At 67.9% G+C, this 23,044-nt stretch carries 22 protein-coding genes and 4 tRNA genes; 6 read left to right on the plus strand and 20 right to left on the minus strand.

What is annotated here, in order from left to right; genetic code table 11:
- Positions 1 to 2: 2 nt before the first annotated feature.
- From ACSQ2G_RS00430 to ACSQ2G_RS00445, 4 genes are read right to left on the minus strand one after another with little or no spacing between them, the layout of a single operon-like run.
- A complete protein-coding gene (locus ACSQ2G_RS00430) occupies positions 3 to 1,253 on the minus strand; it encodes an NADH-quinone oxidoreductase subunit D (RefSeq protein WP_310081406.1) in 1,251 nt (416 codons plus the stop codon).
- Positions 1,254 to 1,258: 5 nt separating this feature from the next.
- On the minus strand, positions 1,259 to 1,912 hold the full coding sequence (locus tag ACSQ2G_RS00435; RefSeq protein ID WP_436027359.1) for an NADH-quinone oxidoreductase subunit C: 654 nt from the start codon (positions 1,910 to 1,912) through the stop codon (positions 1,259 to 1,261).
- Positions 1,909 to 2,526 carry a NuoB/complex I 20 kDa subunit family protein gene (locus ACSQ2G_RS00440; RefSeq protein WP_436027361.1) on the minus strand — a complete coding sequence of 206 codons (618 nt, stop codon included), beginning with the start codon at positions 2,524 to 2,526 and terminating at the stop codon, positions 1,909 to 1,911. The genes ACSQ2G_RS00435 and ACSQ2G_RS00440 overlap by 4 nt, the downstream gene beginning before the upstream one ends.
- Positions 2,496 to 2,873: an NADH-quinone oxidoreductase subunit A gene (locus tag ACSQ2G_RS00445; protein WP_436027363.1), complete on the minus strand. Its 378-nt coding sequence runs from the start codon at positions 2,871 to 2,873 to the stop codon at positions 2,496 to 2,498. Before ACSQ2G_RS00445 ends, ACSQ2G_RS00440 begins: the two co-directional genes overlap by 31 nt.
- A 198-nt stretch (positions 2,874 to 3,071) precedes the next feature.
- Between ACSQ2G_RS00445 and ACSQ2G_RS00450 the strand changes: the two genes are divergently transcribed.
- Together ACSQ2G_RS00450 and ACSQ2G_RS00455 are read left to right on the plus strand one after the other, a co-directional pair.
- Positions 3,072 to 3,148 (plus strand) — tRNA-Asp (locus tag ACSQ2G_RS00450).
- A 78-nt stretch (positions 3,149 to 3,226) separates the two neighbouring features.
- A tRNA-Asp gene (locus tag ACSQ2G_RS00455) sits at positions 3,227 to 3,303 on the plus strand.
- 58 nt (positions 3,304 to 3,361) lie between these two features.
- Here the strand turns inward: ACSQ2G_RS00455 and ACSQ2G_RS00460 are convergent.
- Positions 3,362 to 3,667 (minus strand): UBP-type zinc finger domain-containing protein, encoded by a 306-nt coding sequence (locus ACSQ2G_RS00460; RefSeq protein WP_436027365.1) that lies wholly within the window; start codon positions 3,665 to 3,667, stop codon positions 3,362 to 3,364.
- Positions 3,668 to 3,795: 128 nt separating this feature from the next.
- Between ACSQ2G_RS00460 and ACSQ2G_RS00465 the strand changes: the two genes are divergently transcribed.
- The gene (locus ACSQ2G_RS00465; protein ID WP_436027367.1) at positions 3,796 to 4,812 is read left to right on the plus strand and encodes an LLM class flavin-dependent oxidoreductase; all 1,017 of its coding nucleotides are present in this window, start codon (positions 3,796 to 3,798) and stop codon (positions 4,810 to 4,812) included.
- A 105-nt stretch (positions 4,813 to 4,917) separates the two neighbouring features.
- Here ACSQ2G_RS00465 and ACSQ2G_RS00470 read toward each other — a convergent pair whose 3' ends face one another.
- Genes ACSQ2G_RS00470 through ACSQ2G_RS00480 form a run of 3 tightly spaced genes read right to left on the minus strand, consistent with a single transcriptional unit; the run spans position 4,918 to position 7,315 of the window.
- Positions 4,918 to 6,150 (minus strand): glycosyltransferase family 4 protein, encoded by a 1,233-nt coding sequence (locus ACSQ2G_RS00470; RefSeq protein ID WP_436027369.1) that lies wholly within the window; start codon positions 6,148 to 6,150, stop codon positions 4,918 to 4,920.
- A 60-nt stretch (positions 6,151 to 6,210) separates the two neighbouring features.
- Complete coding sequence (locus tag ACSQ2G_RS00475) at positions 6,211 to 6,378, minus strand: hypothetical protein (RefSeq protein WP_436027371.1); 168 nt, start codon at positions 6,376 to 6,378, stop codon at positions 6,211 to 6,213.
- Positions 6,379 to 6,433: 55 nt separating this feature from the next.
- Complete coding sequence (locus ACSQ2G_RS00480; protein WP_436027372.1) at positions 6,434 to 7,315, minus strand: SPFH domain-containing protein; 882 nt, start codon at positions 7,313 to 7,315, stop codon at positions 6,434 to 6,436.
- Between the two features lie 105 nt (positions 7,316 to 7,420).
- Between ACSQ2G_RS00480 and ACSQ2G_RS00485 the strand changes: the two genes are divergently transcribed.
- Positions 7,421 to 8,674, plus strand: coding sequence for a glycosyltransferase (locus ACSQ2G_RS00485; protein WP_436027374.1), 1,254 nt, complete (start codon positions 7,421 to 7,423; stop codon positions 8,672 to 8,674).
- Here ACSQ2G_RS00485 and ACSQ2G_RS00490 read toward each other — a convergent pair.
- The 6 genes from ACSQ2G_RS00490 to clpX form a co-directional block, all read right to left on the minus strand.
- Positions 8,671 to 9,777, minus strand: a complete 1,107-nt coding sequence (locus ACSQ2G_RS00490; protein WP_436027376.1) for a winged helix DNA-binding domain-containing protein — start codon at positions 9,775 to 9,777, stop codon at positions 8,671 to 8,673. The genes ACSQ2G_RS00485 and ACSQ2G_RS00490 overlap by 4 nt on opposite strands.
- Positions 9,771 to 10,973, minus strand: a complete 1,203-nt coding sequence (locus ACSQ2G_RS00495; protein ID WP_436027378.1) for an esterase-like activity of phytase family protein — start codon at positions 10,971 to 10,973, stop codon at positions 9,771 to 9,773. The genes ACSQ2G_RS00490 and ACSQ2G_RS00495 overlap by 7 nt, the downstream gene beginning before the upstream one ends.
- A gap of 70 nt (positions 10,974 to 11,043) precedes the next feature.
- Positions 11,044 to 11,118 (minus strand) — tRNA-Val (locus ACSQ2G_RS00500).
- Positions 11,119 to 11,278: 160 nt separating this feature from the next.
- Positions 11,279 to 11,557, minus strand: coding sequence for an HU family DNA-binding protein (locus tag ACSQ2G_RS00505; RefSeq protein WP_028037652.1), 279 nt, complete (start codon positions 11,555 to 11,557; stop codon positions 11,279 to 11,281).
- A 147-nt stretch (positions 11,558 to 11,704) separates the two neighbouring features.
- On the minus strand, positions 11,705 to 14,104 hold the full coding sequence (gene lon / locus ACSQ2G_RS00510; RefSeq protein WP_436027380.1) for an endopeptidase La: 2,400 nt from the start codon (positions 14,102 to 14,104) through the stop codon (positions 11,705 to 11,707).
- Positions 14,105 to 14,506: 402 nt separating this feature from the next.
- Positions 14,507 to 15,769, minus strand: coding sequence for an ATP-dependent Clp protease ATP-binding subunit ClpX (gene clpX / locus ACSQ2G_RS00515; protein ID WP_436027382.1), 1,263 nt, complete (start codon positions 15,767 to 15,769; stop codon positions 14,507 to 14,509).
- Between the two features lie 375 nt (positions 15,770 to 16,144).
- On the opposite strand from clpX, the gene ACSQ2G_RS00520 reads away from it, so the two are divergent.
- The gene (locus ACSQ2G_RS00520) at positions 16,145 to 16,816 is read left to right on the plus strand and encodes an HAD-IB family hydrolase (RefSeq protein ID WP_436027384.1); all 672 of its coding nucleotides are present in this window, start codon (positions 16,145 to 16,147) and stop codon (positions 16,814 to 16,816) included.
- A 622-nt stretch (positions 16,817 to 17,438) separates the two neighbouring features.
- Here ACSQ2G_RS00520 and ACSQ2G_RS00525 read toward each other — a convergent pair.
- From ACSQ2G_RS00525 to ACSQ2G_RS00545, 5 genes are all read right to left on the minus strand, one after another.
- Positions 17,439 to 17,987 carry a YcxB family protein gene (locus tag ACSQ2G_RS00525; protein ID WP_436027386.1) on the minus strand — a complete coding sequence of 183 codons (549 nt, stop codon included), beginning with the start codon at positions 17,985 to 17,987 and terminating at the stop codon, positions 17,439 to 17,441.
- A gap of 36 nt (positions 17,988 to 18,023) precedes the next feature.
- A complete protein-coding gene (locus tag ACSQ2G_RS00530) occupies positions 18,024 to 18,266 on the minus strand; it encodes a DUF6980 family protein (protein WP_436027388.1) in 243 nt (80 codons plus the stop codon).
- Positions 18,267 to 18,619: 353 nt separating this feature from the next.
- A complete protein-coding gene (locus ACSQ2G_RS00535) occupies positions 18,620 to 19,246 on the minus strand; it encodes an ATP-dependent Clp protease proteolytic subunit (RefSeq protein ID WP_028037656.1) in 627 nt (208 codons plus the stop codon).
- Between the two features lie 179 nt (positions 19,247 to 19,425).
- The gene (gene tig, locus ACSQ2G_RS00540; RefSeq protein ID WP_436028889.1) at positions 19,426 to 20,784 is read right to left on the minus strand and encodes a trigger factor; all 1,359 of its coding nucleotides are present in this window, start codon (positions 20,782 to 20,784) and stop codon (positions 19,426 to 19,428) included.
- Between the two features lie 237 nt (positions 20,785 to 21,021).
- Positions 21,022 to 21,106 (minus strand) — tRNA-Leu (locus ACSQ2G_RS00545).
- A gap of 309 nt (positions 21,107 to 21,415) precedes the next feature.
- Here ACSQ2G_RS00545 and ACSQ2G_RS00550 point away from each other — a divergent pair.
- Positions 21,416 to 21,592 (plus strand): hypothetical protein, encoded by a 177-nt coding sequence (locus ACSQ2G_RS00550; protein ID WP_436027390.1) that lies wholly within the window; start codon positions 21,416 to 21,418, stop codon positions 21,590 to 21,592.
- Here ACSQ2G_RS00550 and ACSQ2G_RS00555 read toward each other — a convergent pair.
- The gene (locus tag ACSQ2G_RS00555) at positions 21,589 to 23,043 is read right to left on the minus strand and encodes an NAD(P)H-hydrate dehydratase (protein WP_436027392.1); all 1,455 of its coding nucleotides are present in this window, start codon (positions 23,041 to 23,043) and stop codon (positions 21,589 to 21,591) included. The genes ACSQ2G_RS00550 and ACSQ2G_RS00555 overlap by 4 nt on opposite strands.
- Position 23,044 lies beyond the last annotated feature (1 nt).

The following is a 23,044-nucleotide window of genomic DNA, read 5'->3' on the forward strand; positions in this document are numbered from 1 at the left end:
ACTCACCGGTCGACCTCGCCGAACACGATGTCGAGCGATCCCAGGATCGCCGAAACGTCGGCCAGCATGTGGCCGCGGTTCATCCAGTCCATGGCCGCCAGGTGCGAGAAGCCCGGAGCCTTGATCTTGCAGCGGTACGGCTTGTTGGTGCCGTCGCTGACCACATAGACGCCGAACTCGCCCTTGGGCGCCTCGACGGCGGCGTAGACCTCGCCTTCCGGCGTGCGGAAGCCTTCGGTGTAGAGCTTGAAGTGGTGGATCAGGGCTTCCATCGACCGCTTCATCTCGGCGCGGCGCGGCGGGCTGACCTTGTTGTCCTCGGTCAGCACCGGGCCGGGCGTGGCGCGCAGCTTTTCGATGGCCTGCAGGATGATCCTGGTCGACTCGCGCATCTCCTGCATGCGGCACAGATAGCGATCGTAGCAGTCGCCGTTCTTGCCCAGCGGGATGTCGAACTCGAACTCGTTGTAGCACTCGTAGGGCTGGTTGCGGCGCAGATCCCAGGCGATGCCCGAGCCGCGCACCATCACGCCCGAGAAGCCCCAGGCCAGGGCGTCTTCCTTGCTGACCACGCCGATGTCGACGTTGCGCTGCTTGAAGATGCGGTTGTCGGTGATCAGGCCCTCGATATCGTCGCAGATCTTCGGGAAGCCTTTGGCCCACTTTTCGATGTCGTCGATCAGCGACGGGGTCAGGTCCTGGTGGACGCCGCCCGGGCGGAAGTAGTTGGCGTGCAGGCGAGCGCCCGAAGCGCGCTCGTAGAACACCATCAGCTTCTCGCGCTCCTCGAAGCCCCAGAGCGGCGGCGTCAGGGCGCCGACGTCCATGGCCTGGGTCGTCACGTTCAGCAGGTGGTTCAGCACCCGGCCGATCTCGCAGAACAGCACCCGGATCAGGCTGCCGCGCCTGGGCACGTCCACGCCCAGCAGCTTCTCGATGGCCAGGCAGAACGCGTGTTCCTGGTTCATCGGCGCCACGTAGTCGAGGCGGTCGAAATACGGGATGTTCTGGAGGTAGGTGCGCGCCTCCATTAGCTTCTCGGTGCCGCGATGCAGCAGGCCGATGTGCGGATCGACGCGCTCGACGATCTCGCCGTCCAGCTCCAGCACCAGGCGCAGCACGCCGTGCGCGGCCGGGTGTTGCGGGCCGAAGTTGATGTTGAACTTGCGCACCGGGGTTTCCGGCACGGCCGGCAGCGACGGCGCGTCGTGGAAGAAATCGGTCGAGGCGGCGGGGGAATTGGAACCAGTCATGACTCTTACGCGTCCCCTGCCCGCTTCTCGGCCTTCTCGTCGCCCGGCAGGGCGTACTTGGCGCCCTCCCAAGGGGACAGGAAGTCGAAGGCGCGGAACTCGGTGATCTTCACGGGCTCGTAGACCACGCGCTTCAGCTCGTCGTCGTAGCGGACCTCGACATAGCCCGTCATCGGGAAGTCCTTCCGCAGCGGATGGCCGTGGAAGCCGTAGTCGGTCAGGATTCGCCGCAGGTCAGGGTGGCCGTCGAAGAAGATGCCGTACATGTCGAAGGCTTCGCGCTCGAACCAGTCGGCCACCGGGAACACCGGCGTCGCGCTGGGAACGGCGGTGTCCTCGTCGGTCTGGACCTTGAACCGCACGCGATGGTTCTTCACCAGCGACAGCAGGTGATAGACCACGTCGAACCGACGCTCGCGCTCCGGATAGTCGACGCCCGTCAGGTCCACCAGTTGATGGAAGCGATAGTCGGGGTGGTCGCGCAGATAGGTCAGGGCCTGGACCACCCGGTTGGACGGACCCAGCAGGTTCAGCTCGCCGAACGCCACGTGGAACGCGGTGATCGCGCCGGCCGAGTTGGCGACGATCGCCTGGCCCAGGGCTTCCAGCGGCGACAGGACCGGCTCGGCGACCCCTTCGGTGGTGACAACGTCGGTCATCGCTCGATCGTCCCCGTGCGACGGATCTTCTTCTGCAGTTGCAGCACGCCGTAGACCAGGGCCTCGGCGGTGGGCGGGCAGCCCGGCACGTAGATGTCGATCGGCACGATCCGGTCGCAGCCGCGCACGACGCTGTAGCTGTAATAGTAGTAGCCACCGCCGTTGGCGCAGCTGCCCATCGAGATGACGTAGCGGGGCTCGGGCATCTGGTCGTAGACCTTGCGCAGAGCCGGAGCCATCTTGTTGGTCAGGGTGCCGGCGACGATCATCACGTCCGACTGGCGCGGGCTGGCGCGCGGCGCGAAGCCGTAGCGCTCCAGGTCGTAGCGCGGCATGGCCGAGTGCATCATCTCGACGGCGCAACAGGCCAGGCCGAACGTCATCCACATCAGGCTGCCGGTGCGGGCCCAGGTGATCAGGTCGTCGGCGGCGGCCGTGACGAAGCCCTTGTCGGCCAGCTGGCCCGACAGGCCGTCGAAATAGGGGTCGTGCAGCTTGGGGTCATAGCCCTGCACCGTCGACCGCGCGGCCGAGCCGGCGGGAACCAGGGGCGAGCTCGGAGCCGCGCCGGTGGGGGGAACGATCACTCCCATTCGAGGGCGCCCTTCTTCCATTCGTAGATGAAGCCGACGGTCAGAACGCCCAGGAAGACCAACATCGACCAGAAGGCGAAGGCGGCCACGTCGTGCGGCAGCTTCATCAGCGAAACGGCCCACGGAAACAGGAAGGCCACTTCCAGGTCGAAGATGATGAACAGGATCGAGACCAGGTAGAACCGGACGTCGAACTTCATGCGCGCGTCGTCGAAAGCATTGAAGCCGCATTCGTAGGCGGACAGCTTTTCCGGGTCCGGCGCCCTGGGGGCGAGCACCGCGGCGGCAAGGATGAAGGCGATGCCGATGACCGCCGCGATCCCTAGGAAGATCACGATCGGCAGATACTGGAGAAGGAAGGCGTTCATGACAGCCCTTGGCTTGAATCGAGCGGGTTGTAGCTCAGTGTCGCCAGCGCTTCAAACGCCTCGGACACATTGAGAAACGGTCGCAACTGGCATTCACTCACAGCTTCCGCGACATGGCCGTTGACACGCACATCGGCGCGACATATCAGACGCCCCTCGCCGCACGGCGGGTCGCACTTCGCTTCGGCGGAGCCTGATGCGGATGTAGCTCAGTTGGTTAGAGCGCCGGCCTGTCACGCCGGAGGTCGCGGGTTCAAGTCCCGTCATTCGCGCCACCTTCCCAGAAGTTGGCTGCTTCCCACCGCCAGGCCAGCCTATGGAACGACCGCGCCGGACATTGGTTCGCGCCCGACGCGGATGTAGCTCAGTTGGTTAGAGCGCCGGCCTGTCACGCCGGAGGTCGCGGGTTCAAGTCCCGTCATTCGCGCCACTTCCCCTTTTCCCCACCATCCGACCAAGCCCCTTTCGGGCGCGGCGTTCGCCACGCCTCAATAGAATCGTGGAATCGGTCCGGGGTGCGGAGTCGGCGCATCGAACTCGAAGAACTCCTCGTCGACATAGCACCAGCCCCAGCCCTCCGGCGGGTCGTAGCCCTCGATGATCGGGTGGCCGGTGGCCTTGAAATGCTTGGTGGCGTGCTTGTTTTTCGACTGGTCGCAGCAGCCGACATGCCCGCAGGTTCGGCAGAGCCGCAGGTGCAGCCAGGAATCACCTGTCTTCAGGCACTCCTCGCAGCCGGCCGTTCCGGGCGTCACGTCCTGGATCTGGTCCAGATGAGTGCATTTCAGCGCCATGGCGGTCTCCGTTCCTGGTCGCCCCGGGGGCCCGGCGATCCACGACGATTCCTGCACCGATCCCGGCGGCGCGGCTAGAACGAACCGATCGTCTTGAGGTTCGCGCCCCGCGTTCCGATCTAGCGTGCATGTCGCACGCTCGTCCCCTGCCCTTTTCCGTCCTCGACCTGGCCCCCGTTCCGCAAGGAACCAGTGTCGGCCAGGCCCTCCAGAACAGCCTGGACCTGGCCCGCCACGTCGAACGGCTCGGCTATCACCGCTACTGGCTGGCTGAACACCACAACATGCCGGGAATCGCCAGCGCCGCGACCGCCGTGGTCATCGGCCACGTAGCGGCCGGCACCTCGACGATCAGGGTCGGCTCGGGCGGGATCATGTTGCCCAACCACGCGCCGCTGATGGTGGCCGAGGCGTTCGGCACCCTGGCCGCGCTCCATCCCGGCCGGATCGACCTGGGCCTGGGCCGCGCGCCGGGCACGGACCAGGCGACCATGCGGGCCCTGCGCCGCTACATGGGCGCGGTCGACAGCTTCGCTCAGGACGTCGTCGAGTTGCAGGGCTGGTTCCAGCCGGCCCAGCCGGGCCAATCGGTGCGCGCCGTGCCGGGCGAAGGCCAGGACGTGCCGCTGTGGCTGCTGGGCTCCAGCACCTACAGCGCCCAACTGGCCGCGGCCCTGGGCCTGCCCTTCGCCTTCGCCGCCCACTTCGCGCCCGACCAACTGATGGAGGCGATCGCCGTCTATCGCCGCACCTTCAAGCCGTCAGAAGCGCTGGCCCAGCCCTATGTGCTGGTCTGCATCGGGGTCTGCGCGGCCGACACCGACGACGAGGCGCGCCGCCTGTCCACCTCCAGCCAGCAGCAGTTCGTGGCCCTGCGACGCGGCAATCCCGGCCTCCTGCCGCCGCCGGTCGACGACATCCGCGACGTGGCCTCGGACGCCGAGATCGCCGGCCTGGACCACACCTTCCGCTATTCGGCGATCGGCGGGCCCGACACGGTCCGCGCCAAGATCCAGAACGTGCTGGACGCCACCGGCGCCGACGAGCTGATGGCCGCTTCGCAGATCTACGACCACGCCGCCCGGCGACGGTCCTACGAGATCCTGGCCAAGGTGCGCGGCGAACTGATCCAGGCCGCCGCCTAGAGCGCGTTGGGCGAAAACGTCAGCGGCTTCGCCCCAAAATGCGCCCCAAATGTTCGAATATAAAGCCTGTCGGGATCAGATGATCTCATCTGATCCCGACAGGCTCTAAGCCCAGCCGACCCGTTCGGCCGCGGGCTGGATCGTCCCCTCGAACGCAGCGCAGCCGGTGAGCCGGCCGTAGATCGCCGACAGCTTGCGGAACACGGGGTCCCAGCCGTGTCGTTGCTCGGCGCGGTGGCGGGCGGCGCGGCCCAGGGCCGATACGTCGCGCGCGAACACCGACTCGACCGCCTCGGCGAAGGCGCGGGCCTCCGAGGCCGTGGCCAGGGCGCCGACGGTCTCATCCACGGATTCGGCCACGCCGCCGGCCGCCACGCCGATCACCGGCAGGCCGCAAGCCATGGCCTCCAGCACGATCAGGCCGAACGGCTCGTTGTCGTTGGCGTGGACAAAGGCGTCGCAACCGGCCAGCACCGCCGCCAGCCCCTGCGGGTCGCGCTGGTAGTCCATGCAGATCACCCGGTCGCTGGACGGCGCCCCGGCGCCCGCCCCGACGAACAGCAGCACATAGGGATCGCCCAGGCGCTCGACCGCCTCGACCAGCACGTCCAGCCTCTTCTCCCGGGCCGGACGGCCGGCGAACACCAGGATCCGATGGCGGCTGGTCAGTCCCAGACGGCGGCGCAGGGCCTCGCGGTCGCCGCGGCCGGGATTGAAGATGTCGGTGTCGACGCCCAGCGGCAGGCCGATGGCGTTCTTGACGCCCGCCTCGATCAGCCGCCCAGCGATGAACTGGCTGGGGGCCACGGCCTGATCGAACTGGCGGTAGATCGCCGCCCACCGCTTCTGCACCGGCTTTTCGGCCCATTCGCCGATGTGCAGCGCCGCCAGGGCGCCCAGGTCCGTGTGGCAGAAACCGACCACCGGCACGCCCAGCGCGTCCCCCGCCTTCAGGGCCGCCAGGCCCGGCGTATACGGGTCGCCCGCCTCGATGATGTCCGGGCGCTGACGAATCAGTCGCTCCATCCAGGCGTTCTTGACCACGGGCCAGCGATAGCCGTCGCCGAACGGCAGCGGCGCCGCATAGATCGAAACCCGTCCGTGGCCGTCGTGCGCGTCGCGCGGGCCGGGCACGACCAGCGTGTGGCGAACCAGCGGCCGATTCGCCGCGATCCAGGTCCTCTTGGAGTTCAGATAGCGCCGAACCCCGCCGCTGCGGGGCGCGTAGAGCATGGTCGTGTCGACCAGCCTGACCGGCTTTCCGTCAGGCCGGACCGCCTTGAACAGGGGTTCTTCTGCCTCGTTGAACGCCGAGAGCGGATCAAACCTCAAATCCATCACGCCGGAACCTCGCTTGTCAGCCGCTCCCGCCGACACGGTCGCAGAGCCTTAAGACACTCACGGGGGCGGAGGTTCCTCCGAAGCTGGAGCGGTGTCCAGCGCCCGCAACGCGCCGCGCCGCGATAGCGCCTCGCGCAGGAGCATTTCGACCTGGGCGTTGACGCTGCGCAGTTCGGCCGCCGCCAGGGTTTCGACGGCGGCCAAGACCTCTGGACGCACGCGCATCAGGAACGCGCGGCGCCCGCCTTTCGACGCATCGGGTGGAGACGCGGCCAACGGATCAGCCGTACAGCGTGCCGGTGTTGACCACGGGCTGAGCCTCGCGATCGGCGCACAGCACCACCAGCAGGTTGGAGACCATCGCCGCCTTGCGCTCGTCGTCCAGGACGACGACTTCCCGCTCGCTGAGCTGCTGCAGGGCGTTCTCGACCATGCCGACGGCGCCGGCGACGATCGTGCGGCGGGCGGCCAGCACGGCCTCGGCCTGCTGGCGCTTGAGCATCGAGCCGGCGATCTCCGGCGCATAGGCCAGGTGCATCAGGTGCGTCTCGTCGATCGACACGCCGGCCACGGCGGTGCGGCCCCGCAGGTCGGTCCGCAGGCGCTCGCTCACATGGTCGGCGTCGGACCGCAGGGTCGGTTCGCCGCTGTCGTCGTGGTCGTAGGCGTAGTGCGAGGCCGTCTCGCGAAGCGCCGTCTCGATCTGGATGTGCACGAAGGCCACGTAGTCGTCGACGTCGAACAGGGCCTGAGCGGTGTCGGACACCCGCCAGACGATGTTGGCGGCGATCTCGACCGGGTTGCCGCGCTTGTCGTTGACCTTCAGCGTCTCGCTGGTGACGTTGCGCACTCGCAGGCTGATCTTCTTGCGGCCGTACCAGGGCAGCACCCAGCGCAGGCCGGTCCGCCGATCGGTGCCGACATAGGCGCCGAACAGGGTGACGACATAGGCTTCGTTGGGCTGCAGCGCATAGAAGCCGCAGCTGGTCAGCAGGAAAAGCACGATCAGCACCGCGCCGACGACGGGACCGGCGACGCCGCCCGTCGAGAAGGCCCAGACGGCGGCGGCCAGCATCACCGGAAGCGAGATCAGCGACAGCCCGCCGCCGATCCCGCCATAGGCGCGTTCGGTCGAGCGATTGATGTTCGGCGCGTCGGACATGGCGTCCTCCAGAGTTGATTACAAAGTGATATCACTTTGATCGCTTATGGCAAGGCTCGTTCGGACCGCGTAGGCAGGCGACGCAAAGACGGTCGAGGGTCCCTGATGGCGCGTTATCTGTTCACCACCTGGGAAGGCGGCGGCCACGTGCAGCCCATGCTGCTGGTCGCCCGCGACCTGGCGGCCCGCGGCCATGCCGTGCTGGCGCTGAGCGACCCGTGCAACGCGCCCGACGCCGCCGCTCTGGACGTCCCGTTCCGCGCCTGGACGACCGCGCCCTTCCAGGTCGGCAAGACCCGCGACGACGACCGGCTGAAGGACCACGAGGCCGACAACCCGCTGGCGGTGATCCAGCGCCTGCTCGAGCGGGTGATGGCCGGCCCCGCCCTCGCCTACGCCAACGATACCCTGGCCGCGATCGACGCCTTCGCGCCGGACGTGGTGGTGTCGCAGGAGCTGCTGCTGGGCTCGATGGCGGCGGCGGAGGCCCGGGGGCTCCCCCTGGCCTTGCTGACCGCCAACATCTGGTCGCTGCCGACGATGCCCGGCGCGCCGCCATTCGGGGCCGGCATGCCGCCGGCGACCAGCGACGAGGAGCGGGCCATGCACGCCATGGTCGGCCAGATGGGCCGCGGCTTCTTCCAGGCCGGCCTGCCCGACCTGAACGCCGCCCGGGCGGCGCTGGGCCTGTCGCCGCTGGACGATCTGTTCGCGCAGATGGACGTGGCCAGGGCCATCCTGCTGGCGACCAGCAAGGCCTTCGACTTTGCCCCCGAGCCCCTGCCCGCGCCCTTCGCCCACGTGGGCCCCTATCTGGCCGATCCGGCCTGGGTCGAGCCGTTCCCGGCGCCGTCCGGCGACGCGCCGCTGGTCGTGGTGTCGTTCTCCAGCCTCTACCAGGCGCAGGAGCCGGTGCTGCGCGCGATCCTCGTCGCCCTGGGCCAGTTGCCCGTGCGCGGCGTGGTCACCACCGGCCCGACCATCGATCCGGCCGAGTTCGCGGCCCCGGACAATGTCGCCGTCGTCCGCAGCGCTCCGCACGGCGAGTTGCTGAAGGAGGCGGCTCTGTTCGTCACCCATGCCGGCCACGGTTCGACTCTGCGGCCGCTGATGGCCGGGGTTCCGCTGCTGTGCCTGCCGATGGGCCGCGACCAGCACGACAACGCCGCCCGCGTCGCCCATCGCGGCGCCGGCCTGAACCTGCCGGCCGACGCCGGTCCCGACCAGATCGCCGCCGCCATGCGCCGCCTGCTGGACGAGCCGGCCTTCAAGGCCGCCGCCGAGGCCCTGGGGGCGGCGATCCGCGCCGACGAGGCCGCCCACAGCGCGGCGGCGGCGCTCGAGGCGCTGGCGCCTTAGGCGTCGGCGATCTGGATCCGGACCTCGCCGCCGGCATGCTTGGCGGCGAAGGCCAGCAGGCGTTCGCCCTCGTCCGCCAGGGCCCTGGCGACGGCCTTGGTCGGCTTGGCGAACAGGTCGACGTGCAGGATCGACGCGGCCTTGCCGTCCTCGATGCGCCAGCGCCCCGCCGTGAAGCCGTCGACCAGCACGGCGGCGCGCAGGATGCCGTTGGGCGTGTAGAGCCGGCGCTTGTGATCCGCCGACATGATCCGGCTCCGGTCCTCGTGGGCCAGCAGCACGTTGTCGAACTCGCCGAGGAACCGCACGGGCGTCTCGGCATCGCCAGGCGGCCGCTCCGCTTCGGGAAGGTCGAACAGTTCCACTCCGTCCTCGCCCTGGAAGGCCGCCAGGGACGGCCGGAGCGACTCGAACGTGGCCGCCAGGCGGCTGAGGCCCAGCCAGGTCTGGGCGTCGGCCACGCTGGCCGGTCCGAACGCCGCCAGATAGCGCCGCACGAGGTCGGCCAGCGTTAAACTGGGCTTGGGCGCGGCCAGCCGATCCTCCATCGCTGCCAGCGTCGGCTGGCCGCTCCGCCCCCACAGGCCGCGCGGCGGCAGTTGCAGCATCGGCAGGTGAATGCGGGCCGCCATCGCCAGGGCCTGCGGATCGCGCCCCGGCCAGCGCGCCGCCAGGGCGTCGCGAAGCTCGGCGGTGGTCAGCGGTTCCTGTCGCAGCAACTCTCGCGCCGCCGCCGTGATCTCTGCCTGGTCCAACCCGGCCAAGGCCCGGCCGTAAACGCCGCCTTCGGTCAGGAACCGGTCCAGGCCTCGCTGGATCAGCGGCCGGATCGCCGCGAAGTCCTCGGCGGCGGCGATGTGCAGGGTGCCGCGCATCAGCGTGCCGCGCGCCAGGCTGAAGTCTTCCAGCCGTTCGGACAGGTCTTGCGGCGCGAAGGCCTGCAGCCGGGTCCAGAGCGCGAAATACGGCGCCTGGACGGACTGGGCCTGCAGGGCGATCAGCCGCTCCAGCGCCTCCGGCACGGAGATGTCTGCGCGCCGCGACAGGTGCTGGCGCGCCAGCAGCGCCCGGTTCAGCGCCCGGCGATCCAGGGTCTTCACCATGGTGTTCCCGTTCCGCCCACCATCGGCCCATTGTCGGCGAGCGGGGCGGTGAAGCTGACCCTGAAGAACGCCGTCTCCCGGCCCTCGACCCCGAAGTCGTTGTCGGTGCTGAGCAGAAGATCCCGCTCCGACAGCAGGGCCATGCCTTCCAGGTCGGCCTCGATCCGCGGCCAGTCGTCGGTCGACAGCACCAGGGTCTTGGTCAGGACCGGCGCGTCCAGCGTCACGCGATAGAGCTTCGAGGTCCGCGAGATCCGCTCCAGGATCAGCAGTTGGTCGCCGCCCAGCGACACGGCCTCGGAAATCTTCAGGTCCTCCGGCCCCACCGGCCCGGCCGCGGCGTCGCGCCGGAACGTCTCCGGCGCGTCGAACGGATAGAAATGCTCGGCGAGCGGCGCGCCGGTCCGGGCGTCCAGCGTCCATAGGCGGGCGCGGCCACGCCCTTCGGCCGCGACCTCGTCTTCAGGCGCCAGCGGGCTTTGCAGGATCACGTGCAGCCGCGTCTCGTCCGACGACAGGGCCAGGGCCTCGAAGCCCCGGTTCAGGCGCCGGCGGGCGGACAGGGCCGGCAACACCTCCTCCACGCGATAGGCCGCGCCGGCCAGAGCCGCGCCCTCGCCTTTCGGGACCCAGCGCGCCACGACCACGCCATCGGCGCCCACCACCAGGATCGAAGGGCCGTACTCGTCGGCCACCCGGAAAGTCCCGTCGGCCAAGGCCGCAATCCCCTCGGTGTCGCCGCCGGACAGGCTGGGCGCCAGCGCGGCGCCCGACAGGTCGAAGGCGGGCTCCATCGCCGCCAGATCGCCGCCGGGTCCCGGCAGGCCGTCGAAGGCCACGCCTGTCGCGTCGCGCAGCGGCAGCAACTGGAGACAGACGACCCTGTCGGCCTCGACCCGAAGCTGGGCCAGCATCGGCCCGATCGCCGGGCGCGGCATGATCTTGGCCCCGTCGAGCCCGGCCAGGCCGGACAGCGGCGCCAGGCCGTGATCCTCGACCGCCGCCGCGATCTTGATGTTAGGACCACGATCCCCGATCACCCAGACGACGCCCGGCGGGTCGCCGGCCCGCCGCGCCAGGCCCGAGCCCAGGCCCAGGGTGATGCTCAGGCGCCCCTTGGGCGTCTCCACCACGTCGACAAGGCGGTCGGTCCAAGCCAGGCGGGTGACGGTGATGTCGGCGGGTTCGGCGGCCATGCCCGATCCGTGCGGGGACGACGGCGACAATCTATCGCCGGTCGAACCCTGGTGCTGATAGTGCTGATGATGGTGGGCGGTGAGGGGATCGAACCCCCGACCCTCTCGGTGTAAACGAGACGCTCTACCGCTGAGCTAACCGCCCTCAGGACCTTTCAGGCCCGTCTGTTCGAGGCGGACGCAGCCAAGACGGACGAGCCCAAGCGGACGAGGATGTGGGAGATACCCCGTCCGCCCGGAAAAGTCCTGCATAGAAAAGGCGGGACGCCGTCGTGGCGCCCCGCCCTTGAAATCTGGGTACTGGATCAGCCGTTCAGCGTGGTCTTCAGACCTTCGCCGACCTGGAACCGGGCGGTTTTGGACGCCGGACGGTTCACGGTCTCGCCGGTGCGCGGATTGCGCGCGGTGCCCGCGGCCCGAGCGACCGCCTTGAACGTGCCGAAGCCGACCAGGCGCACGTCTTCGCCTGACTTCAGCGAACTGGTGACGGCGTCGATGAAAGCCTCGAGAGCGTCCTTAGCCTGGTTCTTGTTGATGCCCGCCTTTTCGGCGATCGCCGTGACGAGTTCGGCCTTTGTGGTCATGGTCTTCTCCCAGCATGAAAGCGGCGGCGCTGGCTAGAGCTCACGCCGCTTCGCTCGACCGGGAGTATGCGGGGTTCAGACGGCCCGTCAAACGAAGGCGGCGCGGAAAACCTCCGCACCGCCCAAGTTATCAACGATAAGTTACTATTAGTGGGTCAGAACAGCGTCGCTGTCGCCGTCTTCCACCTTCGCAGTCGCAGCAATCGGCTCGTCCTCCTCACGCCATTCGATGGGCGTGAGCGGGCCGATCAAGGCATGTTTCAGCACTTCGTCGAAGGTCGACACCGGGATGATCTCCAGGCCGTCCTTCACGCTCTGCGGGACATCCGCCAGATCCTTCTCGTTCTCCTGAGGGATCAGCACCGTCTTCACGCCCGAGCGCAGGGCCGCCAGCAGCTTTTCCTTCAGGCCGCCGATCGCCGTGACCCGGCCGCGCAGGGTGATCTCGCCGGTCATGGCGATGTCCTTGCGGATCGGGACGCCGGTCAGCACCGAGACGATGGCCAGGGCCATGGCGCTGCCGGCCGACGGGCCGTCCTTGGGCGTGGCGCCGTCCGGAACGTGCACGTGGACGTCGGTCTTCTCGAACGCCGGCGGCTTGATGCCGAACTGCACGGCCCGCGAGCGGACGTAGCTGTTGGCCGCCGAGATCGACTCCTTCATCACCTCCTTGAGGTTGCCGGTGACCGTCATGCGGCCCTTGCCCGGCATCTTCACGGCTTCGATGGTCAGGATGTCGCCGCCGAACTCCGTCCAGGCCAGGCCGGTGACGATGCCGACCTGATCGATCTCGTCGGTCTCGCCGTAGCGGTACTTCTTGACGCCCGCATACTTGGCCAGGCGCTCGTCGTCGATCGTGATCGAGGTCAGCTTCTCGCGCGCCAGGTCCCGCACGGTCTTGCGCGCCAGGGCGCCCAGTTCCCGCTCCAGCGACCGCACGCCGGCTTCCCGGGTGTAGTAGCGGATCAGGTCGCGGATGGCCTTTTCGGGCACCACGAATTCGGACGACTTCAGGCCATGGTCCTTCATCTGCTTGGGCAGGACGTGGCGCTTGGCGATCTCGACCTTCTCGTCCTCGGTGTAGCCGGGGATGCGGATGATCTCCATGCGGTCCAGCAGCGGCTGGGGCATGTTGAGGCTGTTGGCCGTGGTGACAAACATCACCTGGGACAGGTCGTAGTCGACCTCCAGATAGTGGTCGCCGAAGGTCGAGTTCTGTGCCGGGTCCAGCACCTCGAGCAGGGCCGAGGACGGGTCGCCGCGATAGTCGCTGCCCATCTTGTCGATCTCGTCCAGCAGGACGAAGGCGTTGGTGGTCTTGGCCTTCTTCATGGTCTGGATGATCTTGCCGGGCATCGAGCCGATATAGGTGCGGCGGTGACCGCGGATCTCGGCCTCGTCGCGCACGCCGCCCAGCGAGATGCGGGCGAATTCGCGACCCGTCGCCTTGGCCAGCGAACGGCCCAGCGAGGTCTTGCCGACGCCCGGAGGGCCGACCAGGCACAGGATCGGGCCCTTCAGCGAGTTGGTGCGCGCCTGGACGGCCAGGTACTCAAGGATGCGCTCCTTGACCTTCTCCAGGCCGTAGTGGTCCTCCTCGAGCACCGCCTCGGCCTCGACCAGGTCGATCTTCTTGGTCTTGGCCTTGCCCCAGGGAATCGACAGCATCCAGTCCAGATAGTTGCGGACCACGGTGCTTTCGGCCGACATCGGGCTCATGTTGCGTAGCTTCTTCAGCTCGCCCTCGGCCTTGGTGCGGGCTTCCTTGGAGAGCTTTGTCTTCTTGATGCGCTTTTCGAGCTCGATCAGCTCGTCGCGCTGATCGTCGGGGTCGCCCAGCTCGCGCTGGATCGCCTTCATCTGCTCGTTCAGGTAATATTCGCGCTGGGTCTTCTCCATCTGGCGCTTCACGCGCGAGCGGATCTTCTTCTCGACCTGCAGCACCGAGATCTCGCCCTCCATCAGGGCGAAGACCTTTTCCAGGCGCTTCACGACGTCGAAGATTTCCAGCAGGTGCTGCTTGTCGCCGATCTTGACCGACAGATGGGCCGAAATGCTGTCGGCCAGCTTGCCGGGCTCGGCGATCTGCGGGATCGAGGCCAGGGCCTCGGGCGGCACCTTCTTGTTCAGTTTGACGTAGTTCTCGAACTGCTCGACCACGGCGCGCGACAGGGCCTCGGCCTCGGGGCCCACGCCCTGGTCCTCGTTCACCTCGCCGACCTGGGCCTCGTAATAGGCCTCCTGATCGGTGAAGCGCACGACGGCCGCGCGGCCCTTGCCCTCGACCAGCACCTTGACGGTGCCGTCGGGCAGTTTCAGCAATTGCAGGACGGTGGCCAGCACGCCGACATCGTAGATGTCGGCCGGCGCCGGATCGTCGTCGGCCGAGTTCTTCTGGGTGACCAGAAGGATCTCCTTGCCGCCGCGCATCACCTCTTCGAGGGCGCGAACGGACTTGTCACGCCCGACGAACAACGGGACCACCATGTGCGGGAACACAACGATATCCCGCAGGGGCAGCACAGGAAGCGTACGAATCTCAGACATGATGCTTTCTACTCCTGGCCGGCGCGTGCACTCGCGCTCGGCCACGCGGGCCGCCGTCACCCAGACGATGCGCCTGAGTCGTACGGCCCGTCCGCCCGGGACTGAGCGGATGGTCGTTATTTATGTGGACCTTTTGCAACACGGTTCAAGCGTGCTCGCCTCCTAGCGGCGACGCGTCGCGGTCGAGCGGCCAAGATGCAACGGACATGCCCCCTGCTCGGCTCCACCATGCACGACCCGTGCTGGCCGGAGGCCGGCGACGCCCAAATCCTGCCGCGACCGCTGGCTTGGCGCCCGCGCTGGCCGCCGAGCGCCACCACGCAATAAGGTCTGGTGTGATGAAAAGGGCGCGCCCGGCCAAGCCGGACGCGCCCGATTTTTCAAGCGGCGCTGGACGCTGGGCTAGGCCGAAGCGGCCCCGCCCTTCTTTTCCGCGTAGATCAGCAACGGCTGGGCCCGGCCTTCGACGACCTCGGCGTTGACCACCACTTCCTCGACACCCTCGTAGTTGGGCAGCTCGAACATGGTCTCCAGCAGTATGCCTTCCATGATCGAACGCAGGCCGCGGGCGCCGGTCTTGCGGGCGATGGCCTTCTTGGCCACGCCGTGCAGGGCGTCCTCGGTGAAGGTCAGGCCGATGTTCTCCATCTCGAACAGGCGCTGGTACTGCTTGACGAAGGCGTTCTTCGGCTCGGTCAGGATCTTCACCAGGGCCGGCTCGTCCAGATCCTCCAGAGTGGCGATCACCGGCAGGCGGCCGATGAATTCCGGGATCAGGCCGAAGCGCTGCAGGTCGTCGGGCTCGACGCCCCGCAGGATCTCGCCCGTGCGGCGTTCTTCCGGATCCGCCACCTTGGCGCCGAAGCCGATCGACTTGCCCTGGCCGCGCGCCGAGATGATGCGCTCCAGGCCCGCGAAGGCCCCGCCGCAGATGAACAGGATGTTGGTCGTGTCGACCTGCAGGAATTCCTGCTGCGGATGCTTGCGCCCGCCTTGCGGCGGCACGGAGGCGACGGTGCCTTCCATGATCTTCAGCAGGGCCTGCTGCACGCCCTCGCCCGACACGTCGCGGGTGATCGACGGGTTGTCGGACTTGCGGCTGATCTTGTCGATTTCGTCGATATAGACGATGCCGCGCTGGGCGCGCTCGACATTGTAGTCAGCGGCCTGAAGCAGCTTCAGCACGATGTTCTCGACGTCTTCGCCCACATAACCGGCTTCGGTCAGGGTGGTGGCGTCGGCCATCGTGAACGGCACGTCGATGATTCGGGCCAGGGTCTGGGCCAGCAGCGTCTTGCCGGTGCCGGTCGGGCCGACCAGCAGGATGTTCGACTTGGCCAGCTCGACGTCGTTGTTCTTCGAGGCGTGGTTCAGGCGCTTGTAGTGATTGTGCACCGCGACCGCGAGCACCTTCTTGGCGTGATTTTGCCCGATGACGTAATCGTCCAGAACCTCGCAGATCTCGCGGGGCGTCGGCACGCCGTCCTTGGACTTCACGAAGGCGATCTTGTGCTCTTCACGGATGATATCCATGCAGAGTTCGACGCATTCATCGCAGATGAACACCGTCGGGCCGGCGATGAGCTTGCGCACCTCATGCTGACTCTTTCCGCAGAAAGAACAGTAGAGGGTGCTCTTGGTGTCGCCGCTCGCGGCTTTCGTCATGGTCGCTTCTCACGCTAGGGCGGTCCGGGCCGAAGCCGAAACCACCGACTCCTTAGCGCCAATCCCGCCACCGAGGCAGCAGGATATTCGCTCGGAGTTGTCTAATCCTTGACATTCCCCGATCCGGACGCACGGCACAAGCCTTGGAGCCGTTTTACAGCCCCCAAGTTCGTGGATGGTGTGTGCGGTTTCATGGAATTCTTCCCTAAGATGGCGTTCCAGGACGTCAACGCAAGCGGGGACCTGTTCGCTCCCCGTGCGGATCGGTGAGCGCCTGATGAAGAGTCCGTCGCAAATGGTGATGATCTTAGGCGGCGCTGGCGGAATCGTGGTGCAAGGCCGTCAGGTTTGCAGGGCGCGCGTGCGCGGAGACGAATGGCGAGACGTTCATTGATGGCCCAGGGGCTGACGGCCTCCACGGGCATGACCGGCGACCTGCACGAGGGCCCGCCGCTGGTGGCCTTCGATTTCGACGGCACCCTGACGGTTCGCGACAGCTTCACGGCCTTCCTGAAGTGGCGGGTCAGCCCCGCCCGGCATTTGATCGGCATGGCGCGGCTTTTCCCTGCCGCCATTGGGTATCTGTTCGATCGCAACCGCGGCAAGATCAAGGCCGCCGCCGTGCGCGAGTTCCTGCGCGGCGTGCCCCTGGAGCAGCTGGAGCGCGAGGCCCGCGCCTTCGCCCAGTCCGAAGCCCCCAGGCTCTTTCGCCCCGACGCCCTGGCCGTCTGGCGGCGCTGGCGGGCCAAGGGCGCCAGGCTGGTGATCGTCACCGCCTCGCCCGACGTCGTGGTCGCCCCCTTCGCGCGCGGCCTGGGCGCGGACCTGCTGATCGGCTCGCGCCTGGCCCTGGATCCCAACGACAAGGTCCTGGGGCCGCTGGACGGTCCCAACTGCCGGGGCTCGGAGAAGGTGGTCCGCCTGAAGGCGATCTTCGGCGACGATTTGTCGCTGGCCGCCGCCTATGGCGACACCTCCGGCGACCGCGAGATGCTGGCGATCGCCCACGAGAAGGGCTACCGAATTTTTCGAGGCAAGCCGGGCTGATATCGCCATGGTCGCTCCTTGGCGCGGACGGGGGCGCGGCTGGGGACAGGCGCATGCGCCTGTCCCCAATCGTGGACGCGGTTTCGCCGCCTCATGCGGAAAGCCGCTGAAGGTGTGGGAGGGCTGCGGAGCGCCGGGCCAGGCCCGGAAGCTTTGTAGAAAATACCGTTTCGACCAGGACCGACGCTCCGCGCGGTCGTTTTCCGGGAGCGTCCGGCGATCGGCCCTGTTCGGACCTCGCCGGTCTTGGCCCCCGACGGGAGGGTGAGGCCCGCGAAGCCCCGTCCCTTGCGGCGGACGTCACCGCCCGCCTTGACCCTCGCCAGCCCTCGCATCCACGCCGTTTTAGTGTTCCATGCCCGGCCGGCACTGGAGGATGCAAGGTCACGGCCCGCCTTGAGAGCGCGCCGCCGCCGACGAGCGTTTCCCGCTCGACCGCACCCCAAGGCCGCGAAGGTCGCAGGCCTTAGCGCCCTCCCCATCGCCTTGTGGTGCAGTGATTATGCGGCGACGCGGGAGGGGGAGGATAAGTGCGTTTGGGACGTTGTTATTGCTGGGGAAACACGCCGGGAGCGATGGGGACAGGTTTTTCGAACCGAGGCGGACATTTCCAGGATGATCGCTAGCCGCCGACAAACCTTGTCGCGTCCGGGCTTCGCGCACGGGCCGCATCCGTCATCCGCGACCTGGCTTCGACGATGAAATCGCGTTCGGCCTCGGGCGTGGCGAAGAAGCGCCGCGGGAGGACCATGGCGCTGCTTTGAACCAGGAAAACCCAGTGCTTGCGGGTTTGATAGAGGTCCGTAACGCAAGGCCAGCGCACGGTCATCGTCAGGTCCGTCAGGTCGTAGACCAGCCCCTCCGGCGTCAGTCGGAGCGTAAGCGACTGCTCGTACGCCTGTCCGCGCTCGGCGAGGGCTTTTCGCAGTGACGGACCCGCCAACCTCTGAACAGCCAACAGGCCCACGCCGAGGCCGACGATAGCGAACTCGACCGACATCGCGGCTGCGGACCAGGAGCCCGACGCCCATGCCCCGACCGGGATGCCGATGGCCGACATGCAAACCAGGAGGATGACTTTCACCTGACGCGGCGACAAGCCCCGCCGAGCCTTGATATAGGCCAGCGCGGTTGCGCTTTCCCCGACCGCCAGAACGCCTGTCGCTTCCATCTCTTTCCCGTGCATCAGCCCTGCGGCGAACGTTACCTAATCGTCATCCGAAGGCAGAAGCGACAGGTCGATCTTTCCGATCGGAGCCAACGCCGTTCCGCACCAGGGGCAAAAGCCGATCTCGATGACACTTGAACCGTAGCCGTTCTCGCCCGTCCGAACATATAGGCCGAAGCCACCACGAACCTCGGCGATCATGGCGTCCGGGCACGCTGCGCGATCGCGGTGCAACTCACACACTTGATTTAGGTCGAAAGCCATTCGGTCGCAGCAAGACATAACCCTTCAAGATCGCCAAAACGCTCAGGCGTCAATGACTGCCCACGACCCTAGTCGGCCTCCTCTAGCGCCTTGCGTCCTTCGAGGCGCGCTCAGGAGCACGCACCTCAGGATGAGGATCTCTCTCTGCTTTGAATTCCTCATCCTGAGGCGCCCGCGCAGTGGGCCTCGAAGGACGCAAGGCGTGTCTGACATCCCCCCATCGCGGACCATGGACAGGTCCGCTTCGGGAGCGACGACGTCGCCCTCGGTAGGCCAAAGCTCTTGCGGACCCACCCGCGCCGCGGCCGCGAATCATGAAAAAGCCGCCGACCTCGCGGCCGGCGGCTTGATCTAGCGCGGAAGGAAGACCCCTACGCCTTGTCGTCGGCGTCGCCGCGGCTTTCGTTGATGTGATCGATCAGGCCCCAGGCCTTGGATTCCTCGGCGCTCATGAAGTGGTCGCGGTCGAGGGTCTTTTCGACTTCCTCATAGGTGCGGCCGGTGTGCTTGACGTAGATCTCGTTCAGGCGGCGCTTGGTCTTGATGATGTCCTCGGCGTGACGCTCGATGTCCGAGGCCTGGCCGCGGAAGCCGCCTGACGGCTGGTGGACCATGATGCGGGCGTTCGGCAAGGCGATGCGCTGGCCGGCGGCGCCGGCGGTCAGCAGCAGGCTGCCCATCGAGGCGGCCATGCCCATGCACACCGTCGAGACCGGGCTCTTGATGTATTGCATGGTGTCGTAGATCGCCAGGCCGGCCGTCACCACGCCGCCCGGCGAGTTGATGTACATGGCGATTTCCTTCTTGGGGTTCTCGGATTCCAAGAAGAGCAGCTGGGCGCAGATCAGGCTGGCCATCCCGTCTTCGACGGGACCGGTCAGGAAGATGATCCGCTCTTTCAACAGACGGGAGAAGATGTCGAACGCCCGCTCGCCGCGGCTGGTCTGTTCGACCACCATCGGCACGAGGTTCATCGCCGTCGCCATCGGATCATACATAGGGATCGCCCTTTTCATTGTGTCTGGGCGGCGCGAACGCGAATCAGCCCCCGCGCGCCGTCGCCAACGCATATCGCGTGGCGCTTAACAGGTTGCAAGGAGCCGCCCCCCCGCCCGACGCACGAAAAAGGGCGCGACCCTCGCGGATCGCGCCCTGTTCGGGTCAGATGACGGAGGCCTTAGCCGCCGTAGCCTTCCGGCAGGTCGTCTTCTTCCAGGAGCTCTTCCTTGGAGACTTCCTTTTCCTCGATCTTGGCCTTGCCGAAGATCAGGTCGACGACCTTGTCCTCGTAGATCGGGGCGCGCAGCGCGGCCTGCAGGTCGGCGCGCTGGCGGTACATGTCGAACACCTGCTGGGCTTGCGCGCCGTACTGGCGGGCTTCGCGCATCATGGCGTCGGCCAGTTCCTGCTCGGTGACGGCCACGTCGTTCTTGCGGCCGATCTCGGCGAGCACCAGACCCAGGCGCACGCGGCGCTCGGCGATCTTCTTGTACTCGTCCTTCAGCTGGTCCTCGGTCTTGCCTTCGTCCTCGGGCGGCAGGCCGCCCTGGGTCTTGTCGGCCTGGACCTGCTGCCAGATGCCGGCGAACTCGGCGTCGACCATGCGCGGCGGCAGGGCGAAGTCATGCTTGGTGTCCAGCACGTCGAGCAGGGCGCGCTTGAGCTTGAAGCGCGAGCTGTTGGCGTAGCGGCCTTCCAGGTTCGACTTCAGCAGGTCCTTCAGGGCGGCCAGGTCGGCCAGGCCCAGGCGCTTGGCCAGTTCGTCGTCCGGCTCGGCGTCGACCGGGGCGCGCACTTCCTTGACGGTGGTGGCGAACTCGGCGGCCTTGCCGGCCAGGTTGGCGGCTTGATAGTCGTCCGGGAAGTTGACCTTCACCACGACTTCGTCGCCCGGCTTGGCGCCGACCAGCTGTTCCTCGAAGCCCGGGATGAACTGGCCCGAACCCAGGGTCAGCTCGGCGTCGGCGGCCGTGCCGCCGTCGAAGGCCACGCCGTCGATGGTGCCGACGAAGTCGATCAGCAGTTGGTCGCCGTCCTTGGCCTTCAGGGACTTGCCCTTGCGGGGCTCATAGGTGCGGGCCTGCTTGGCCAGGTCGGCCAGGGCCTCGTCGACCTCGGCGTCCGAGACCTTGTAGACCGGCTTGGTCAGCTCGATCGACGCGGGGTCGATCGGCTCGAAGTCCGGCATCACTTCCACGGCCAGTTCGAAGGCCAGGTCCTCACCGCCGGCGAGCACCTTGTCCATGTCGGACGACGGCTTCAGGTCGGGCTGGCCGGCGGGGCGCAGCTTGTTGTCGTCCAGCACCTTCTGGGCGCCTTCGTTCAGCGTCGCCTCGATGACTTCGCCCATCAGGGCCTTGCCGTAGAGGCGGCGAACGTGCGCGGCCGGCACCTTGCCCGGGCGGAAGCCCTTGACGTTCATCTGGGGCGCGACCTCGGCGATCCGGGCCGTAAGACGCGTGGCGAGTTCACTCGCGGGCACCGTCACGCCATAAACGCGGCTGAGGCCTTCGCCCGACTTTTCAACGATCTGCATCGACATTCTTAGCTTCTCGGCTCTTCGGGCGCCCGCGCCCGTCGTCCGCCCCAGGGGTCAAAACATCAAAGCCGCCCACGTCACCGGGGCGGCGAAAGAGCGCCCTTATGTCACGCGTTTGGCGACCATCCAAGGGCATTGGCGCCCTCACGGGACGAAAGTCCCGCTGAAAGCGCGCGCCGCCGGGCGAAAGCCCGCCGGGGTGGTGCGCTTCGCCGGACCAGAGGCCCGGCGAAGTGGTGCGGATGAGAGGACTCGAACCTCCACGCCTCTCGGCGCCAGAACCTAAATCTGGTGCGTCTACCAGTTTCGCCACATCCGCACGATGCGCCGGAGCGGGTTAGACATGCCCGGACGGCTTGGCAAGTCGCCAGGCGATTTGCGCCGGCCCGCCGCCCATCAGAAGTCCGCCCGCGATGGTGAATTATTTCTCGCGTCTCGCGGGAACAACTTCCAGGCCCGCCGGTTATGATGATGTCCGCGGCTGTTCAGAACGCCCTGGATCTACACCGGCCCGGGCCATGCCCCCCCGACTGACGCCCGGGCCGGTGTTTCACCTTCCAAAACATTGGCGCGGAACGATCTGGCCTTGGATGGGTTTGGGTCCGAGTTCGTCCACTGAGCGCGCCCCATGGAAACCATTGAAATCGTCGAAGGCGAAAAGAGCTGGACCGTGCGGCACGGGACGCGGGTGCTTTTCATCGACACGGTCGAGGAACGGACGCTGCGGACGGCGCTGGCCATCAGCCGCACCCTGTTCGACGACGGCGTGCGAGCCCAGGTCGTCCTGATCCGCCAGAACCACTAGCGGCTTCGCGCTTCCCACAGCTTTTTCAGCACCGATGGCGCCAGGTTCGGCAGATCCTCGGCGATCAGGCCGGGACCGTGGGCCGCGCCGGCCTCGGCGTGGATCCAGGCGGCGGCGCAGGCGGCCTCGAAACTCTCCATGCCCTGGGCGATCAGGCCGGCGATAAAGCCAGCCAGCACGTCGCCCGCCCCGGCCGTGGCCAGCCAGGGCGCGCCGTTCAGCCCGACCGCCGCCCGGCCGTCGGGCGCGGCGACCACCGTGTCGGAGCCCTTCAGCAGCACCACCGCCCCGGCCCGCCGCGCGGCCTCCCGCGCCGCCGTGATCCGTTCGGGCGACGCGGCCAGCAGGCCGGGGAAGATCCGCTCGAACTCGCCGGGATGCGGCGTCAGCACGTCGTCCCGGTCGAGCGCCGAGAACAAGGCCGCCGGATCGTCGGCGAAGCTGGTCAGGGCGTCGGCGTCGACGACCAGGGCCGCGCCGTTGCGGGCCAGGGCGAAGACGTGGCGCATCGTCGCCTCCCCCACCCCCGCCGCCGGCCCGATCACCACCGCGTCGGCCTTTTCGGCCCGGGTCTGCAGGTCGAATTCGCTTTCGAACGGCGCCAGCATCACCGCTTCCAGGTGGGCGGCGTTGACGGCCAGGGCGTTGGGCGGCGACAGAACGGTCACCACGCCCGCGCCGATGCGCAAGGCCCCGCGCGCCGCCAGCCGCGCCGCGCCGGTGTTCCAGGCCTCGCCGCTGACGGCCATCATCCGCCCGCGGGCGTGCTTGTGGGCGTCGGCCGCCGGCCAGGGGAAGCGCTCGGCCCATAGGCCAGGATCGTTCTCGAACAGGCGCCCCTGCCCCGTCTCTTCCAGGCCGATGTCGGCCACCACCACCTCGCCGCAGGCGGCTCGCCCAGCGGCCAGCACATGCGCCGGCTTGCGGCGATGGAAGGTGACGGTGAGCGCCGCCTTCAGGCTCCGCTCGCCGAGTGGACGCCCGGTGTCGCCGACCAGGCCGCTGGGCACGTCGACGGCGACGATCCGCGCGGCGCCGGGCGTGACCCGCGCCAGACGGTCGACCTCGCCTTCGAGCGGCCGCGACAGGCCCGCCCCGAACAGACTGTCGACATAGAGCGCCGCCGAGCCCGGCTCCGAAACCAGCGGTCCCGTCTCGCCCTTCCAGCGCGAGGCGGCCCACTGCGCCGCCGGGCTGGTCGGCGGTCCCAGCGCCTCGACCCGCACCGGCCAGCCGCGTCGGCGCAGGTGGCGAGCGATCACATAGCCGTCGCCGCCGTTGTCGCCCGGACCGCACCAGACCACCGTCGGGCAGCGGGCGTAGCGCTCGCGGATGACCTCGGCCACCGCCCGGCCGGCCCGCTCCATCAAGACGATCGTGGGAGTCCCGGCCTCGGCGGCCGCCCGGTCCGCGGCGGTCATCTCGGCGACGGTCATGATCTGGCGCGGCACG

This window comes from Caulobacter sp. LjRoot300 (assembly GCF_964253875.1).
Lineage (GTDB): Bacteria > Pseudomonadota > Alphaproteobacteria > Caulobacterales > Caulobacteraceae > Caulobacter.

Bases quoted from the DNA above. Each gene is read 5' to 3' on its own strand.
- lon (WP_436027380.1), bottom strand. From the start codon at position 14,104: ATGTCTGAGATTCGTACGCTTCCTGTGCTGCCCCTGCGGGATATCGTT.
- clpX (WP_436027382.1), bottom strand. From the start codon at position 15,769: ATGACGAAAGCCGCGAGCGGCGACACCAAGAGCACCCTCTACTGTTCT.
- ACSQ2G_RS00440 (WP_436027361.1), bottom strand. From the start codon at position 2,526: ATGGAAGAAGGGCGCCCTCGAATGGGAGTGATCGTTCCCCCCACCGGC.
- ACSQ2G_RS00480 (WP_436027372.1), bottom strand. From the start codon at position 7,315: ATGTCCGACGCGCCGAACATCAATCGCTCGACCGAACGCGCCTATGGC.
- ACSQ2G_RS00470 (WP_436027369.1), bottom strand. From the start codon at position 6,150: ATGGATTTGAGGTTTGATCCGCTCTCGGCGTTCAACGAGGCAGAAGAA.
- ACSQ2G_RS00495 (WP_436027378.1), bottom strand. From the start codon at position 10,973: ATGGCCGCCGAACCCGCCGACATCACCGTCACCCGCCTGGCTTGGACC.
- ACSQ2G_RS00485 (WP_436027374.1), top strand. From the start codon at position 7,421: ATGGCGCGTTATCTGTTCACCACCTGGGAAGGCGGCGGCCACGTGCAG.
- ACSQ2G_RS00525 (WP_436027386.1), bottom strand. From the start codon at position 17,987: ATGGAAGCGACAGGCGTTCTGGCGGTCGGGGAAAGCGCAACCGCGCTG.
- ACSQ2G_RS00435 (WP_436027359.1), bottom strand. From the start codon at position 1,912: ATGACCGACGTTGTCACCACCGAAGGGGTCGCCGAGCCGGTCCTGTCG.
- ACSQ2G_RS00460 (WP_436027365.1), bottom strand. From the start codon at position 3,667: ATGGCGCTGAAATGCACTCATCTGGACCAGATCCAGGACGTGACGCCC.
- ACSQ2G_RS00430 (WP_310081406.1), bottom strand. From the start codon at position 1,253: ATGACTGGTTCCAATTCCCCCGCCGCCTCGACCGATTTCTTCCACGAC.
- ACSQ2G_RS00550 (WP_436027390.1), top strand. From the start codon at position 21,416: ATGGAAACCATTGAAATCGTCGAAGGCGAAAAGAGCTGGACCGTGCGG.
- ACSQ2G_RS00465 (WP_436027367.1), top strand. From the start codon at position 3,796: ATGTCGCACGCTCGTCCCCTGCCCTTTTCCGTCCTCGACCTGGCCCCC.
- ACSQ2G_RS00520 (WP_436027384.1), top strand. From the start codon at position 16,145: ATGGCGAGACGTTCATTGATGGCCCAGGGGCTGACGGCCTCCACGGGC.
- ACSQ2G_RS00445 (WP_436027363.1), bottom strand. From the start codon at position 2,873: ATGAACGCCTTCCTTCTCCAGTATCTGCCGATCGTGATCTTCCTAGGG.
- ACSQ2G_RS00530 (WP_436027388.1), bottom strand. From the start codon at position 18,266: ATGTCTTGCTGCGACCGAATGGCTTTCGACCTAAATCAAGTGTGTGAG.
- ACSQ2G_RS00535 (WP_028037656.1), bottom strand. From the start codon at position 19,246: ATGTATGATCCGATGGCGACGGCGATGAACCTCGTGCCGATGGTGGTC.
- ACSQ2G_RS00490 (WP_436027376.1), bottom strand. From the start codon at position 9,777: ATGGTGAAGACCCTGGATCGCCGGGCGCTGAACCGGGCGCTGCTGGCG.
- tig (WP_436028889.1), bottom strand. From the start codon at position 20,784: ATGCAGATCGTTGAAAAGTCGGGCGAAGGCCTCAGCCGCGTTTATGGC.
- ACSQ2G_RS00475 (WP_436027371.1), bottom strand. From the start codon at position 6,378: ATGCGCGTGCGTCCAGAGGTCTTGGCCGCCGTCGAAACCCTGGCGGCG.
- ACSQ2G_RS00505 (WP_028037652.1), bottom strand. From the start codon at position 11,557: ATGACCACAAAGGCCGAACTCGTCACGGCGATCGCCGAAAAGGCGGGC.